The 15,136-nt window shown below is 46.0% G+C and carries 16 protein-coding genes; 9 read left to right on the forward strand and 7 right to left on the reverse strand.

The window, feature by feature from the left end:
* Nucleotides 1–85: 85 nt before the first annotated feature.
* Both BDI_RS12900 and BDI_RS12905 read right to left on the reverse strand, forming a co-directional pair.
* Nucleotides 86–1,540, reverse strand: coding sequence for an aminoacyl-histidine dipeptidase (locus BDI_RS12900; protein ID WP_011966905.1), 1,455 nt, complete (start codon nucleotides 1,538–1,540; stop codon nucleotides 86–88).
* A 50-nt stretch (nucleotides 1,541–1,590) separates the two neighbouring features.
* Nucleotides 1,591–2,604 carry a lysylphosphatidylglycerol synthase transmembrane domain-containing protein gene (locus BDI_RS12905; protein ID WP_005861208.1) on the reverse strand — a complete coding sequence of 338 codons (1,014 nt, stop codon included), beginning with the start codon at nucleotides 2,602–2,604 and terminating at the stop codon, nucleotides 1,591–1,593.
* Between the two features lie 95 nt (nucleotides 2,605–2,699).
* Between BDI_RS12905 and rsmA the strand changes: the two genes are divergently transcribed.
* The 8 genes from rsmA (at nucleotide 2,700) to BDI_RS12945 (ending at nucleotide 8,644) form a co-directional block, all read left to right on the forward strand.
* A complete protein-coding gene (rsmA, locus tag BDI_RS12910; RefSeq protein WP_011966906.1) occupies nucleotides 2,700–3,500 on the forward strand; it encodes a 16S rRNA (adenine(1518)-N(6)/adenine(1519)-N(6))-dimethyltransferase RsmA in 801 nt (266 codons plus the stop codon).
* A 15-nt stretch (nucleotides 3,501–3,515) separates the two neighbouring features.
* Nucleotides 3,516–4,862, forward strand: a complete 1,347-nt coding sequence (gene mgtE / locus BDI_RS12915) for a magnesium transporter (protein ID WP_005861206.1) — start codon at nucleotides 3,516–3,518, stop codon at nucleotides 4,860–4,862.
* Nucleotides 4,863–4,973: 111 nt separating this feature from the next.
* Nucleotides 4,974–5,312 carry a CidA/LrgA family protein gene (locus tag BDI_RS12920; protein ID WP_005861203.1) on the forward strand — a complete coding sequence of 113 codons (339 nt, stop codon included), beginning with the start codon at nucleotides 4,974–4,976 and terminating at the stop codon, nucleotides 5,310–5,312.
* Nucleotides 5,313–5,315: 3 nt separating this feature from the next.
* Entirely contained in the window at nucleotides 5,316–6,020 is a 705-nt protein-coding gene (locus BDI_RS12925) for an LrgB family protein (protein ID WP_005861201.1), read from the forward strand.
* A gap of 99 nt (nucleotides 6,021–6,119) precedes the next feature.
* A complete protein-coding gene (gene efp / locus BDI_RS12930; protein ID WP_005861200.1) occupies nucleotides 6,120–6,686 on the forward strand; it encodes an elongation factor P in 567 nt (188 codons plus the stop codon).
* 85 nt (nucleotides 6,687–6,771) lie between these two features.
* Nucleotides 6,772–7,479, forward strand: coding sequence for a RadC family protein (gene radC / locus BDI_RS12935; protein ID WP_005861199.1), 708 nt, complete (start codon nucleotides 6,772–6,774; stop codon nucleotides 7,477–7,479).
* A gap of 71 nt (nucleotides 7,480–7,550) precedes the next feature.
* Nucleotides 7,551–7,868 (forward strand): metal-sulfur cluster assembly factor, encoded by a 318-nt coding sequence (locus BDI_RS12940; protein WP_005861198.1) that lies wholly within the window; start codon nucleotides 7,551–7,553, stop codon nucleotides 7,866–7,868.
* Complete coding sequence (locus tag BDI_RS12945) at nucleotides 7,865–8,644, forward strand: UDP-2,3-diacylglucosamine diphosphatase (protein ID WP_005861197.1); 780 nt, start codon at nucleotides 7,865–7,867, stop codon at nucleotides 8,642–8,644. The genes BDI_RS12940 and BDI_RS12945 overlap by 4 nt, the downstream gene beginning before the upstream one ends.
* A gap of 93 nt (nucleotides 8,645–8,737) precedes the next feature.
* Here BDI_RS12945 and BDI_RS12950 read toward each other — a convergent pair whose 3' ends face one another.
* The gene (locus BDI_RS12950; protein WP_005861193.1) at nucleotides 8,738–9,556 is read right to left on the reverse strand and encodes a PstS family phosphate ABC transporter substrate-binding protein; all 819 of its coding nucleotides are present in this window, start codon (nucleotides 9,554–9,556) and stop codon (nucleotides 8,738–8,740) included.
* 85 nt (nucleotides 9,557–9,641) lie between these two features.
* A complete protein-coding gene (locus BDI_RS12955; RefSeq protein WP_008780680.1) occupies nucleotides 9,642–10,928 on the reverse strand; it encodes a hypothetical protein in 1,287 nt (428 codons plus the stop codon).
* Nucleotides 10,929–11,183: 255 nt separating this feature from the next.
* On the opposite strand from BDI_RS12955, the gene BDI_RS12960 reads away from it, so the two are divergent.
* The gene (locus tag BDI_RS12960) at nucleotides 11,184–12,254 is read left to right on the forward strand and encodes an NAD(P)H-dependent flavin oxidoreductase (protein ID WP_005861189.1); all 1,071 of its coding nucleotides are present in this window, start codon (nucleotides 11,184–11,186) and stop codon (nucleotides 12,252–12,254) included.
* Nucleotides 12,255–12,313: 59 nt separating this feature from the next.
* On the opposite strand, the gene BDI_RS12965 is transcribed toward BDI_RS12960, so the two are convergent.
* The 3 genes from BDI_RS12965 to BDI_RS12975 form a co-directional block, all read right to left on the reverse strand.
* Nucleotides 12,314–13,762, reverse strand: a complete 1,449-nt coding sequence (locus BDI_RS12965) for a DUF3868 domain-containing protein (protein WP_008773891.1) — start codon at nucleotides 13,760–13,762, stop codon at nucleotides 12,314–12,316.
* 18 nt (nucleotides 13,763–13,780) lie between these two features.
* Complete coding sequence (locus BDI_RS12970) at nucleotides 13,781–14,347, reverse strand: DUF3575 domain-containing protein (RefSeq protein WP_005861186.1); 567 nt, start codon at nucleotides 14,345–14,347, stop codon at nucleotides 13,781–13,783.
* A 171-nt stretch (nucleotides 14,348–14,518) separates the two neighbouring features.
* Entirely contained in the window at nucleotides 14,519–15,130 is a 612-nt protein-coding gene (locus BDI_RS12975) for a response regulator transcription factor (protein WP_005861184.1), read from the reverse strand.
* Nucleotides 15,131–15,136: the final 6 nt, after the last annotated feature.

The following is a 15,136-nucleotide window of genomic DNA, read 5'->3' on the forward strand; positions in this document are numbered from 1 at the left end:
ACCCTCCAGCCCTATTCTCGCTAACCGAATGGTTAGAAGAACAAAGGCTGGAGGGCTTGTTTAATATCTATAAGGAAAGAGATCCTTAGATTCTCTCCAATGTAGCTGTAATAAACTCCCAGATCTTCTGTACGGAATGAATATTCACTCGCTCATCCGGTGAGTGCGGATATTCCAAATCCGGTCCGATAGAAACCATATCCATATCCGGATAAGCACCTTGGATGATACCGCATTCCAATCCGGCATGCATCACCTTCACCTCAGGTTCCTTACCAAATAAATCCAGATAGGTAGATTTCATCAAGTTCAAGATCGGGGAATTGATATTAGGCTGCCAGCCATTATAATGACCGGACTCCTCCACCTTAGCCCCTGCCAAAGCGAATACACTTTCCAGACTTGAGCAAACAGAATCCCTGCGAGACTCGGATGAGCTACGCACCAAGATCTTCACCTCGATCAACTCATCAGATGTCTTCACGATCGCCAAGTTAGAGGAAGACTCAACCGTACCCGGGAAATCATGCAACATGCTAATCACACCATTCTGGCAACCCTCGATCGCATTGATCAAATCATCCTGTATCTCCTCCGGAATCAACGTAGACGGCAATTCAACCATCTCCGCGACGAAATCGATCTGATCCTCCACACCCATATACTCCGTACGGAACATATCTTGGTAATCAGCCACTAGCTCCCAAAGAGACTCCACGTTATCACCCGGAATCGTTATCACGGCAAAAGCCTCACGAGGGATAGCGTTAGGCAAGGAACCACCCGCCACAGAGGACAAGCGAGCGCCATAATCACAAACCGCCTCTTTCAAGAAACGGAAGATCAACTTATTCGCATTCGCACGCCCTAAATGAATATCCACACCGGAATGGCCACCTTTCAAGCCAGACAAGCTAACCTTGACAGCCACGTCACCTTCCGGAATATAAGTATCCTCCTTAAATTGGAAAGAGACATTCACGTTAGCGCCACCCGCGCAACCTACGAACAACTCCCCTTCCTTCTCGGAATCACAATTCAATAAAATATCACCCTGTAAGAAATGCGGCTTCAAGCCGAAAGCGCCGTCCATTCCCTGTTCCTCATCAATCGTAAACAGGGCCTCGATCGGTCCGTGACGCAAGCTATTGTCCGCCAACACGGCCATCGCCAGAGCGGCGCCCATGCCATTGTCCGCCCCCAAAGTCGTCTCACGGGCCGTCACCCAATCACCGTCTATGTAAGCGTCGATCGGATCTTTCTCGAAATCATGCTTTACGGAAGAGTTTTTTTGGGGAACCATATCCAGATGAGACTGCAATGTCACGGTCTTACGACCTTCCATTCCGGGCGTGGCCGGCTTACGGATCAATACGTTACCCACCTCATCTTGCAGGGTTTCCAGTCCCAATCCTTTACCAAAGGATATCATAAAACGGGTTACTGCCTCCATATGTCCGGTCGGACGGGGGATTTGCGTAAGGTCATAAAAATAACCCCATACATGCTTCGGAGATAGATCTTTGATTTCTGCTGACATAGATGTTAATAATTTAGTTCAGTTCATATTTAATACATATCTTGTATTCATCACGAAACAGCGACCGGAGCCTCTTTGTTCTCCCGGTTGGTGAGCGGCAAAGCCACCACGCCGAATAATCCGCACAATCCAGTCCATACCGTCTGTACCGTATGAACGACCAAGGCGAACGCCGCCGCATCATTCTCGTTCACGCCAAAACAAACCAAGGTAGCGATCACCATGAAATGCCACGGTCCGATACCGCCTTGAACAGGCACCGCCACGCCGATACTACTCATCGTAAACGTGATCAGCCCGACCACGATACCCAAGTCCTTGGTAAAGTCGAAAGCATAGAACGTTATATAAAAGTAACAGAAATAACCTCCCCAAATCAATAACGTCTCTATCACGAAACGCATCTTATGCTCCATGTACCAGATACTCTTCATACCGGTCCATATATTCTTCAACATGCCTTTGGCTTTCTGTACCAGCGTAAAGTTACTCATATAAGTGAATACAAACCAAATTACAGCGACAAAAATTATCACCGCCACGTAAATCCATATCGAATTAAACATGGATTGGAACCCTTCGAGCAAAGCCGGGTTCTTGGCGAAGAAACTCGTAAAGAAGCTTATATTAAATATGAATATCATCAAGGTTATCAAACCGACCATGATCGTATCGCTCACACGGTCGATCAACAAGGTACCTAAAAGCTTGGTAAACGAGATCTTATCGTATTTCGTGATCATGCCGCAACGCCATACCTCGCCGACACGGGGCAATACCAGATTCACCGCGTAATTACCCAACACGGCGTAAATCACGTTACTCATCTTGAAACGCTCGCCCAAGGAACTGATCAGCAATCCCCACCGTAAACCACGGACGATATTGGCGAACAAGCCGAACAGTAAAGAAACCAGAATAATATCATAACGAACCCCCTCCTTGACTACTCGCCAAATCTCAGTGATATCCATTTTCCGATACAAAAACCAAAGGAGTAAACAGCCGAAGGCTAAAGGTAGAATTATCTTCAGAAACGTACGTAGAATGCTCTTAAAATCCATTAGGTATAGGGAACTTTAAATTATTTATTGTACTTTTGTGCATCCGCAAAGATAAGCATAATATTTAAAAACAAACACATTACACCGAAAAGTGGATGAGATTAGTTAAGCCAAAAAAAGCATTAGGGCAACATTTCCTAAAGGATCTGCAAATAGCACAGCGCATTGCGGACACACTCGATACTTTCAAATCCTTGCCGGTCTTGGAAATCGGACCGGGAATGGGAGTCCTTACCCAGTTCTTGCTGGAGGCGGGACATGATTTGACCGTTGTCGAGTTGGACATGGAATCCGTAGATTACCTGAACCAGAATTTCCCCGATCTGAAAGGACGTATCATCGCCGAGGATTTCCTGAAATTGGATCTCTCGAAGCTATTTCCGGGGCAGTTTTGTGTGATCGGTAATTATCCCTATAATATCTCCAGCCAGATATTCTTCAAAGTCCTCGATTATAAGGACCAGATTCCCTGCTGCTCGGGGATGTTACAAAAAGAGGTAGCGGAACGCCTAGCGGCAGGTCCCGGTAGCAAGACGTACGGAATCTTGAGCGTATTGCTTCAAGCTTGGTACGACGTGGAATACCTCTTTACTGTCAGTGAGAAAGTATTCGATCCGCCTCCAAAGGTGAAAAGCGCCGTATTGAAAATGACTCGTAACGACCGCAAGGAGCTGGGATGCGACGAGAAGTTATTCAAGACCGTAGTAAAGACCTCATTCAACCAACGAAGAAAAACGCTTCGTAATTCCATGAAACCCCTATTGGGTAAAGATTGCCCGGATTACGCCTTGCCGATATTCGACAAGCGCCCGGAACAGTTATCCATGGAGCAATTCGTGGAACTGACCTTGATCAGCCAAAAGCATCTGGAGAAGCAGGCTGGTGATGTCCTATAATAATATAAGAGTCCAATGATCGAACTGACGAAAGATTACATCGAGAACCTGAAAAGCATCATCGAGGCCAAAGATGACGCGAAGGCACAGGAGGTACTTCATGAACTGTATCCTGCCGATATAGCCGAGCTTTATCAAGAACTGAACTTGCAAGAGGCCATTTATCTCTATCTATTGATGGATGGCGACAAAGCGGCGGATGTATTGATGGAGTTGGATGAGGAAGACCGTCATAAGTTATTGAAGGAACTTCCCAATGAGCTTATCGCCAAGCGTTTCGTCGATAACATGGAAACGGATGATGCCGTTGACTTGATGCGTGAGTTGGACGAGGATACCCAAGAGGAGATCCTTTCGCATATCGAGGACGTAGAACAGGCCGGTGATATCGTGGACTTGTTGAAATACGACGAGGACACCGCCGGCGGTTTGATGGGTACCGAGATGATCGTGGTGAACGAGAATTGGAGTATGCCCAAATGTATCGACGAGATGCGCAAGCAAGCGGAGGAGATGAGCGAGATCTATTATGTATATGTAGTGGACGACGACGAGCGCTTGAAAGGCGTGCTCCCCTTGCAGAAACTGATTACCCACCCATCCGTCTCCAAGATCAAGCATGTCATGAAAAAAGACCCGATCTCCGTTCGCGACAGCGACAGTATCGAGGAGGTTACGGAGACGATCGAGAAATACGACTTGGTAGCCTTGCCCGTAGTCGATAGTATCGGACGTCTGGTAGGACGTATCACGATCGATGACGTTATGGATGAGGTACGCGAGCAACACGAGCGTGATTACCAGTTGGCATCCGGTATCTCGCAAGACGTGGAAACCTCGGATAATGTATTCACCCAAACCGCCGCCCGCCTACCTTGGCTGCTGATCGGCATGATCGGAGGATTGGGAAACTCCGTTATCCTCGGTGGTTTCGAGAGCAGTTTCGCCACTAACCCGAAGATGGCGCTATTTATCCCGCTGATCGGTGGTACCGGTGGAAACGTAGGCATACAATCTTCCGCTATCGTGGTACAAGGCTTGGCAAACAATACCTTGAAGGAAGGGAATATCGTACCGCAAATCCTAAAAGAGTCCGTAGTTTCGTTAATCAATGCCAGCATTATCAGTCTGGTCGTGTTCATTTACAACTTCTTCATGCTGGGAGACCGGGGGATTACGGCCTCCGTATCTTTAAGCCTATTCGCCGTCGTAATGTTCGCCAGTATATTCGGCACGTTAGTTCCCATGACCTTAGATAAGATGAAGATAGATCCGGCCTTGGCGACCGGGCCGTTTATCACCATTACCAACGATATTATCGGTATGATGATTTATATGTTCATTACTTCCGCGTTAGCTTGATACCACGGGGGGACGGACGCCGTCCCTACAATGTTAAAATAATATGTTATAGAACATATCTACGAAATAGCTGTTATCTTTGTAGCGGTTATCAAAAAAGGTAGAAAAACTATGCTAACAGAAGCATTTTACATTCTCTTCTTCTATTTCACGGGAGAGTTTATCAGCTACTTTATCGACGGTTTCATACCGGGTAGCGTAATTGGGATGGTGCTATTATTTTTAGCCCTCGCGTTCAAGAAAGTAAAACCTGAAAAGGTGAAACGTCTTTCCACGGTTCTTACCCAAAACATGGGATTATTCTTCGTTCCAGCTGGTGTAGGGCTTATGAATTCCTTCGGGATCATCTCCGAGTATTGGGCAGTCCTGCTGATCGCTTCCGTAGTAAGTACAATTTTAGTCATCGCCAGCGTAGCGTTGGTGCAACAAAAACTGGAAAAGGGGAAATAGACCATGGATAATCTGGCGCATTCCGAGATTTTCGCTCTTACCTTGGTAATTGGTACCTACCTGACTTCCTTGGCTCTTTACAAGAAAGTCCATATCAGTCTTTTGCATCCTTTGCTTACGACCATCTTCGTGATTATCGTGGTACTGGAAGTCCTAGGCATTCAATATGAGTCGTTCCAGCAAAGCAGTCATTTGATCCATTTTATGCTGGGGCCTTCCGTAGTGGCCCTTGGCTATGTGTTATATGAGCAAATCCAATATCTAAAGGGAAATGTCGTTTCGATCTTGACTTCCGTATTTGTCGGGGCCATTGTCGGAATCGTAAGCGTAATCATCATCGGTAAATTGATGGGAGCCGACCAAGCGTTGATCGCCACGCTCCAACCGAAATCCGTCACCACCCCGATCGCTATGGGGATAGCGGAGAAAGCGGGCGGCATACCTTCACTTACCGCCGTCATCGTCGTAGCGGTAGGAATCTTTGGCAGTATAGTGGGCCCTATCGTGATGAGGGTACTGGGAATAGATAGCCATATCGCTAAAGGACTGGCGTTAGGGGCTTCCTCCCATGGAGTAGGAACAGCAGCGGCCATTCAAATCGGGGCCATCGAAGGAGCATTAAGCGGACTGGCGATTGGCTTGATGGGTATCATGACAGCGGTCTTGGTTCCGGTTATTCGGTTGATTTGCAACTATTTTTCCATATAAATACGCAAAACTTTTTGCTACTTTAGCAGGAATGTACTACTTTTGCCCCCGAAAATCGTTAAGGATTACTCTATAACATTATAAATAAAGAAAATAAATATGATCAATTCACAAGACATTAAGAAAGGAACTTGTATCCGTTTGGACGGAAAACTCTATTTCTGCGTCGATTTCCTTCACGTAAAACCGGGTAAAGGTAATACCATCATGCGTACCACATTGAAAGATGTTGTAAAAGGCGGTCAGATCGAGCGTCGTTTCAATATCGGTGAGAAGTTGGAAGATGTACGCGTAGAACGTCGCCCGTATCAGTTCACTTATACGGAAGGCGAGCATTATCATTTCATGAACCAAGAGACATTCGATGACGTGATCATCGACAAAAACTTGATCAACGGCGTTGATTTCATGAAAGAGGGAGAAATTGTAGACGTTGTTTCTGATGCATCTACCGATACGGTTCTTTTCGCCGACATGCCTACAAAAGTTCAATTAAAAGTTACTTATACAGAACCGGGTATTAAAGGTGACACTGCTACTAACACCTTGAAACCGGCAACCGTAGAGACTGGTGCGGAAGTTCGCGTTCCGTTGTTCATCAACGAGGGCGAGGTTATCGAGATCAATACGACTGATGGTTCTTACGTAGGCCGTATCCGCGAGTAATCCGGGTCTTGTCAAAATATACGGTTCCCGCTTGATAAGCAGGCGGGAACTATTTTTTTAACCAAATCATAAACCTTTCCCGACTATGAAAGAAAAGACAGGAAAACTTTCCATCAAGGAATGGGCCGAAGAAGACAGGCCCCGTGAGAAAATGCTTCAAAAAGGCGCTTCCGTATTAAGCGATGCCGAATTGATCGCCATACTGATCGGATCCGGCAACAATGAGGAGACGGCCGTACAACTCTCTCAACGGATACTTCACTCCGTAAACAACAATCTGAATACATTGGGTAAACGTTCCATCAAAGAATTAACTTCCGGCTTTAAAGGTATCGGAGAGGCGAAGGCGGTCACGATCTGCGCCGCTATGGAACTAGGGAAACGGCGGGAAACCTCAGAGGCGTCTCCTCAAGATGCTATCCGAAGCAGCAAAGACTCCTATCTCCTATTCCGTACCCAACTATGCGATTTACCTTATGAGGAACTCTGGATCGCTCTAACCAATCCATTAAATAAGGTGATACAAAAGGTAAAAATCAGTCAGGGCGGAGTAAACCAGACTTCCGTGGATATCCGTTTGGTATTAAAAGCGGCGATCAACGCCTTGGCCTCCGGTATAATCCTATGCCATAATCATCCATCCGGTAGCCTCCGCCCCAGTACGCACGACGATGCCTTGACCGAGCGTATCCAAAAGGCGGCGAAGCTGATGGATATTAGGATACTGGACCATATCATCCTGTCCGATAGCGGCTATTATAGCTATGCAGACGAAGGAAGGCTGATCCGGTGAAACAAATTCTCTTTTCCCCCGGTTTAGTATATAGAAGTATTAATGTATATTCGCGTATAAAACAAAAGAAGATGAACAACGAATTTCTCCAAACAGAAGAAGCGATCGTCGCTATGCTGAAGACGGTATACGACCCGGAAATACCCGTAAACGTATACGATCTTGGGCTTATATATAAGGTAGATATCGATGAGGAAAAAAATGTACGCATCGATATGACCCTCACCGCCCCGAACTGTCCGGCGGCCGATTTCATATTGGAAGATGTCCGTATGAAGGTAGAAGCGGTCGATGGGGTGAACAATGTAGAGGTAAACCTCGTCTTCGAGCCGGAATGGGACAAGGACATGATGACGGAGGAGGCTAAACTGGAATTAGGTTTTCTATGAAAATATATTTCGCCTCAGACGCACATCTGGGAGCCCGTTTCCACAAGGACCCTTTAGCCATCGAGAAGAAACTGGTACGTTGGCTGGATAGCATCAAGGAAGACGCTTCCGCCATTTGGTTTCTGGGAGATCTATTCGACTATTGGTACGAATACAAATACGTCGTGCCGAAAGGCCATGTACGTTTTCTGGGGAAATTGGCCGAGTTAGCGGACAGAGGTATAGAAATACATATCTTTATCGGTAACCATGACATCTGGATGTTCGACTACTTGCCGAAAGAGATAGGCGCCATCATCCATCGGGATACCTTGACAGTCGATTTATTAGGGAAACGTTTCTTCCTCGGGCATGGCGATGAGGTAGATTTCCGGAGTAAGGCATTCCGTCTGATCAGGGCTATTTTCCGGAACAAGTTCTGCCAATGGTTATATGCGGGAATACATCCCCGCTGGACGTTCGGGTTCGCTTTAGGCTGGTCGCTCAACAGCCGGAAGAGCGGACTGGAAAAGCAAGAGGCTAAAAAGTATCAAGGGGAAGACGCAGAATATATGGTTGTTTTCGCCAAGGAATATCTAAAGACGCATCCCGATATAAACTTCTTCATTTTCGGCCATCGCCACATCATGTTGGACTTGATGTTAAGCCGTACCTCCCGTATTCTCATAGCCGGGGATTGGATGCAATTCTTCTCTTATATCGTATGGGATGGCGAGAATCTGTATATGGATCAGTTTCTGGAAGAGACGGACGGACAATCTTATCCCAACACATAAGACAGCGTTGTCTTAACACCTTAGACAGTACTGTCGAAGCACCTTAGACAGCGTTGTATGATGTGCTCATACAACGCTGTCCGGATTCTCCGCTTACTTTACCGGGATATAACCAACCTTCTTCACCGTCGCTTGTCCTTCGGCAGACATCACATAATCGATGAACGGTCGCACCTTTGAGGCATTCTTCGTCTCATAGTAATAGAACAACGGACGGACAACCGGATAGGTCTTATTCCTCGCGTTCTCCAACGAAGGCTCCACGTAGGATTTTCCGGCATCATACGATACATGGATCGGCTTCACTTCTTTATTCAAATAAGCAAGACCTACATAGCCAATGGCTCCTTTCGTCTGGCTTACGCTTTGTATAATGGCACCTGTAGCCGGCATGCTCAAGATACCGTTCATATAGTTCTTATTTTTCAACACGCTCTCCTTGAAGAACTCGTAGGTTCCGGAAGAAGTCTCGCGGGAATAGGCCACGATCTTCATATCCGCACCACCCACTTCTTTCCAATTCTTAATCTTGCCGGTAAAAATGCCTTCCAATTGCTCCCGGGTCAGATTGGATACCTTGTTGGAAGGATGCACGACAACAGCCAGAGCGTCGTAGGCGATCACCTCCTCTTTCGTTTTCTTTCCGGCTTCTTGCAACTTCATGCGCTCGTCGAATTTCATCTTACGGGAAGCCATCGCTATATCCGTAGTGCCTTCCATCAAAGCGGAGATCCCCACGCCGGAGCCACCACCCGTCACCGTTATCTTAGCGGCTTTGTTCTTATTCATGAAATTCTCGGCTTCAGTCTGGGTAAGAGGCAAACAAGTATCGCTACCCTTTATCTTCTGGGCAAACACATTCGTAGCAAACAAACACGCTGCCATGGCAGCTAATAAAATCGTCTTCTTCATTATTTTGTATTTATCTTTTATTTACGATACAAAATAAATACTTCGGTATTTCAATGGGATGAAACAGATATTACAATCCTATGAATTAAAACTTATATTGAAGACGAACTGTCAATACATTATCCTTCCGGTCGTTCTCGTAGCCCTTCACGAGATTACTTTTCTCATTGAAGTTAAACTCGTAGTAAGCTTGTAGACGGATATGTTTATTGAAATTATAGATACCGCCGATACCTATCGTGCTTTGAGCCAAATCGGTTTTTGAGGTGAAACTATTTTCCGCCCCGACCTCATTTCCACTCACCTTCGTATTCGGATCGTAAACGTCATATTTCAATACGGCGGAGAAAGGAGAGGCGCCTATATCCTGTACCAAATAAAAGAAGTAACCAAGGAAAGGACGCTTGAACAAAGAATTTTCCGGCAAATTCTCCGGTCGGGTACTGTAGTTCGGGCTTTTACTGCTCCCGGCGATACCGGGTTGGGTACCGATTAAACCTTCCGCACGGAGAGTGGTCTTTCCTAAAGATGAAAGAAAACTAAACTGTCCATCCAAACCTAAATACTGGCGCTTCATATAAGTACCCGTCTCTCCCATATCCCTCTTAACGAAATGATTGCCACGCATCTCATACGCCTCGGTAGTCGGGTTGTAGACAAAACCATGGTAATAGGAGAAACCGGCTCCCCATTTTCCCCAGTCGCCTATCGCCTTCTCGGCACCCAGACGCCCGATGAAATCTTTCCGGCTATCCGTCTCCCGGTTAATACTGTTTCCGGCAAACAGACCGGCATCCAATCGCAAGAAACTCAATGGGCTGGTAGTCTTGGTACGTAAGGTAAGCATCGCTCCCAAGTCACGCTCATCCGGGAAGAAATACTGGATAATAGTCGCTCTCTCCGGAGATTCGAGAGAACTCGTGGAATAACAGACCTCATAACCGAAAGGACGGTTGAACACACCAGCCATCAACTGGCTACGCTTCGTCCAAGGGTCCTTGATACCGATATACAGATCACGGAAACTTACTCCCTTATCATTCACCTCGATCTGGACAGCACCTGTTCCGATCCCATCATTGTACTCAAACTTCATACGCCCCCGGCGGATACCGATCCGGTTAAACCCTTTATCCAAGTTCTCGTTCTTATCGCCCACTTTCAAGGTAGCGTCCTCCTGTCCATATTGGTATTGTCCTTGGATATAAGCGGAAACCTTGAATTTGCTTAGCTTCTGGACTACCTTATCCAAGGTAGTCACTTCCGTAGCCAAGGAATCGATATGTTTTTCCACCGACTGATCCACCTCCTGCGCTCCCATACTGAATGGAAGCAGCACTAACATGAGCGCTATAACTTTTCCTAATTTCATTCCTAACTATAAAAACTATATTTGCGTCGCAAAGTTACAACGCTCCTGTTTCACACCCGTTTCACATACATTACAATCCTGTTACAGACGTCTTGCCTAATTATTCAGGGACGAATTTACATAAAATAATCGGTTCGTTCCATACATTGCACATGACTAGAATATTTGCGCGATAATTCTGGTCCATTTCGCACATTTATTGGGATATTGTGCTACCTTTGCCTCGATTATTGAAACACTATATTTATTTTTTTAATGAAGACATTAACAATCGGAGACCTAAAGGCTCGTATTCCAATCATCCAAGGTGGAATGGGCGTAGGCATCTCTCTTTCCGGCTTAGCCTCGGCCGTTGCAAATGAAGGTGGGATCGGCGTTATCTCCGCAGCCGGTCTCGGACTTTTATATAAGAAATTGTCACCCAGCAATTATACGGAAGCTGGGAATCTCGGGTTAGCGGAAGAGATCCGCAAGGCCCGGGAAAAAGCGAAAGGTATCATCGGCGTAAACGTAATGGTGGCTCTTTCCGACTTCGCCGAATTGGTGAAAACCAGTATAGCGGAAAAGGTAGACATCATTTTCAGCGGTGCCGGACTGCCTTTGGACTTGCCTTCTTTCCTCAAGAAAGATAGCGTCACCAAGCTGGTTCCCATCGTTTCCAGCGCACGTGCCGTACGCATCATCTGCGAGAAATGGAAGAATAACTATGATTATCTTCCGGATGCGGTGGTACTAGAAGGCCCGAAAGCGGGTGGACATCTGGGATATAAGGAAAACCAGTTGGAAGACCAGCATTTCTCATTGGAAGAATTATTACCTCAAGTCGTAGAGGAAGTCTCTCATTTCGAGCAGAAATACGACAAAAAGATCCCGGTAATTGCGGCAGGAGGCATTTATACGGGTGAAGATATCAAACGCATGATAGACCTTGGAGCATCAGGCGTTCAGTTAGGAACCCGGTTCGTTACCACCACGGAATGCGATGCCTCGGAAGCCTTCAAACAGACCTATATACAGGCAGAGGAGAAGGACATAGAGATCATCAAAAGTCCCGTCGGCATGCCCGGACGAGCCATCCATTGCAGTTTCCTTGAGAAAGTGAAGGCGGGAATCAAGCAACCGAAAGCTTGTCCCTTCAACTGTATCAAGACGTGCGATATATCACGCAGCCCGTATTGTATCGTCACCGCCTTGTACAACGCCTTCAAAGGGAATTTCGAGAATGGATACGCTTTCGCCGGCAGTAACGCTTGGCGAGCGAATAAGATCACTTCGGTACGGGAAACCATTACCGAGTTGATGAATGAATGGAAAGCTAAATTATAAGCACAAAAAAAGCCTCCGGAAACGGGGGCTTTTTTTATATTCGAAGGTAAGTATCTCCATTATTGCTCGGCCAACCAAGCGGCCAGCTCATCCCGGTTCGCGGCGGCATCCTGCATGCCGGCTTGGGCAGCTTGATCGAAATATTGCATAGCGGTCGTATAATCCTTCTTCATCGCATAAGCGACACCTAGGTTATTCCATGCTTCCGGCAAATTAATACCTTGCAAACGACTGATGGCCGGATCGTAAGCACCAGTCTCAATCTCAAGGGCCGCCGTATTTAATTGAGCGATCGGGTCGGTCGGATAAAGACGAACGGCGATATCGAATACCTCCTTGAACTGATCGCTACCTTTATCATAAGAATTGGCTACCAAGAACATCTCATTCAAACTTAAATATTGAGGTTTCGTTTTGATCACTTGCTTGGCCTCGTTCACGTCGAACGGACGTGCGATATAAGCCAAGGTATAATCAATACGTCTTAAAGGAGGATAGTATTTATCCAATAATATCTTATAAGTCCGACCTCCGTTCAAGGCATGTAGTTTAGCCTTGCGCTTGTTTATATCTTGAATATCCAAGATCTCCAGAATCTCCTTCTTATTCGCCAAATCTGATTTCGTAACCTCTTGACGCAATCCGATCCAATCCTCACCCATCCAATTCACTTTCATCAAGGAAGGATCCATCTTCTCCTTATCTTTCATGTAAGCGACAAAAGCCTTGGCACGACTCTCGGACAATCTCATATTATAATCGTAGCCACCTTCCGGGGAAGCGTATCCGGTAACCTTAAATTCGGTAAAGCTTAGATTCTTATCGTTACGGACTTCCGTTACAATCTTATTCACCTCATTCAGCACGGTAGCGTTATCTTTGAAATCACGTAACAATACGGACTTGCCTACCTCAAAGTTTAAATAAGCGGAATGCGTCTCGCTCCGTTGTTTCACAGGTTCTACCGGAGGAGTAACATAGCTAAGCTCATAAACGGGAGGGGCTAACGGAGGCAATACACGGCTCATCACCCCATAGATGTCATTTGAGACCTCACAAGAAGCGCATCCCGTGGTATTCTCATCCACCATCAAGGTAGCGTTTCGCATCCATCCCGCATAGGGTACGGACAATTCCACCGGAATCAATTCCGGCCCCTTCTTCGTCTGACGGATAATCAAGCTAGGAGTTTGGGGAAATTCATAACTATCGAAACCCAACTCACGGTTCAACGCCTTCATACGTGCCCGCCCGGTAATCACGATCGGGTTAAACTGGTAAGACTGCGATTTATCCACCGATTGCAATACCGGTGTCAGTATGACCATCTCTTGGGATTTCAAACGCAGATTACTCAGATTGGTCGTAAAATTCATCATAAGCTGGCTTCCGTCCTTCTTTGCGCTTACATTCTCGAAACTAACAGTTCCCCGCACACCGTTCTGTGCCTGTAGGCTCACACCTCCGAGGAACAATAAAGCGATACATATACTCAATAAATGTCTCATATCTCTCTAGATCGTTTTTTAGTGGATAAAATAAATGATAGAAAGGGCCGCTTTCGTTACACCCCAATAGTTCGAGTTCTTGGTCTCGATCTTGGAGCCACATTCCCCGCAATTATACTTATCATAATGTACACGGGCATAACCGGCGCCGATAGCGGCTTCTATACTCCAACGCTTATTCAGTATCCATTGATGTCCCAACGTAAGTCCGCCACCGTACAAATAACCATCATAACGATGATCCTTCAAATTAGGGAATATGCCAAAGGGTAATTTAATCCCGGCGATATTATACTGTCCGCCCAACGCATGCACGCCAATAAACGTACCGTTGAATTTCTCGCAAGTCCAATAACGCACTTCCGGCATGACAAGCCAATGCTTCAGTTTCTTACCGTCATTGAACTTGAAAGGATTATATCCCGCCGAGACATCCAATGTAACCTTTTTGCTTAAGCCCACCTCGAATCCTAAGTTCGGAGTCGTAGTCGCGTCGTAGAGAAGATTGTTCTTCAACGCGAAATGCTGTGCGCTCATAGATAAGGAAAATAACAATGCTAATCCAAGTAAAAATGCTTTCTTCATTTCTTATAAGCTTAATGATTTGAAGAAGAAACAGGAATAAACGGGTTTTAGTTTTCGATAAGCGTTAATAAGATATGATCATTAAATTTAATTATATTAATAGTAAAGGGAATGCGGAAGGCGCTTTTATCGCTTATCCACATTCCCTTTAACTTACTTATAAATATACGATTACTGTTTAATGTCGCCTAATTCGACCAGCTTATTGACAATCGCATAGATCGTAAGACCGCTGGCACTATGAATTTGAAGTTTCCGAGCGATATTACGGCGGTGGGTGATGACCGTATGCGTAGAAAGAAACAAACGATCCGCTATCTCCCGGTTTGTCATTCCCTTCACGACGCAGACTACGATCTCTTTTTCCCTCGAGCTTAACGATTGTTGCTCGTCATCCCCTTCCGGCTCGTCATCCGGAAGTACCTCGGCGTTCAACCGTTCCAATTTGTGCTTGATCTCATCAGGGCTATCGTATATGTTAATTTGTTCATCATAAGAACGCAATAACACACTGTCTGAGACAGAATATAATAAAGCGATACATTTCATCTCGGCACAGCCGCTTTCCTCCTTCAAATGTTGCAACGTGAAATAGCCGGGCAAAGCCGGATTCACGATCAACACATCCGGTTTGTGCATACGAAGCGAGTCGAAAAGAGATTCCACCGAATGAATCTCCACCATCTGGATACGGAAACCCGGTAACCGTTTCAACAGGTTCTCCAGTCCGCTCCTTATGATAACAGAAGGTTCGGCTATCGCAATCTTTAGATTTGTACTCATCGATTC

The organism is Parabacteroides distasonis ATCC 8503 (assembly GCF_000012845.1).
Taxonomy (GTDB): domain Bacteria; phylum Bacteroidota; class Bacteroidia; order Bacteroidales; family Tannerellaceae; genus Parabacteroides; species Parabacteroides distasonis.

Coding starts and splice junctions, on each gene's coding strand:
- BDI_RS12900 (WP_011966905.1), bottom strand. CDS start 1,540: ATGTCAGCAGAAATCAAAGATCTATCTCCGAAGCATGTATGGGGTTAT.
- BDI_RS12905 (WP_005861208.1), bottom strand. CDS start 2,604: ATGGATTTTAAGAGCATTCTACGTACGTTTCTGAAGATAATTCTACCT.
- rsmA (WP_011966906.1), top strand. CDS start 2,700: ATGAGATTAGTTAAGCCAAAAAAAGCATTAGGGCAACATTTCCTAAAG.
- mgtE (WP_005861206.1), top strand. CDS start 3,516: ATGATCGAACTGACGAAAGATTACATCGAGAACCTGAAAAGCATCATC.
- BDI_RS12920 (WP_005861203.1), top strand. CDS start 4,974: ATGCTAACAGAAGCATTTTACATTCTCTTCTTCTATTTCACGGGAGAG.
- BDI_RS12925 (WP_005861201.1), top strand. CDS start 5,316: ATGGATAATCTGGCGCATTCCGAGATTTTCGCTCTTACCTTGGTAATT.
- efp (WP_005861200.1), top strand. CDS start 6,120: ATGATCAATTCACAAGACATTAAGAAAGGAACTTGTATCCGTTTGGAC.
- radC (WP_005861199.1), top strand. CDS start 6,772: ATGAAAGAAAAGACAGGAAAACTTTCCATCAAGGAATGGGCCGAAGAA.
- BDI_RS12940 (WP_005861198.1), top strand. CDS start 7,551: ATGAACAACGAATTTCTCCAAACAGAAGAAGCGATCGTCGCTATGCTG.
- BDI_RS12945 (WP_005861197.1), top strand. CDS start 7,865: ATGAAAATATATTTCGCCTCAGACGCACATCTGGGAGCCCGTTTCCAC.
- BDI_RS12950 (WP_005861193.1), bottom strand. CDS start 9,556: ATGAAGAAGACGATTTTATTAGCTGCCATGGCAGCGTGTTTGTTTGCT.
- BDI_RS12955 (WP_008780680.1), bottom strand. CDS start 10,928: ATGAAATTAGGAAAAGTTATAGCGCTCATGTTAGTGCTGCTTCCATTC.
- BDI_RS12960 (WP_005861189.1), top strand. CDS start 11,184: ATGAAGACATTAACAATCGGAGACCTAAAGGCTCGTATTCCAATCATC.
- BDI_RS12965 (WP_008773891.1), bottom strand. CDS start 13,762: ATGAGACATTTATTGAGTATATGTATCGCTTTATTGTTCCTCGGAGGT.
- BDI_RS12970 (WP_005861186.1), bottom strand. CDS start 14,347: ATGAAGAAAGCATTTTTACTTGGATTAGCATTGTTATTTTCCTTATCT.
- BDI_RS12975 (WP_005861184.1), bottom strand. CDS start 15,130: ATGAGTACAAATCTAAAGATTGCGATAGCCGAACCTTCTGTTATCATA.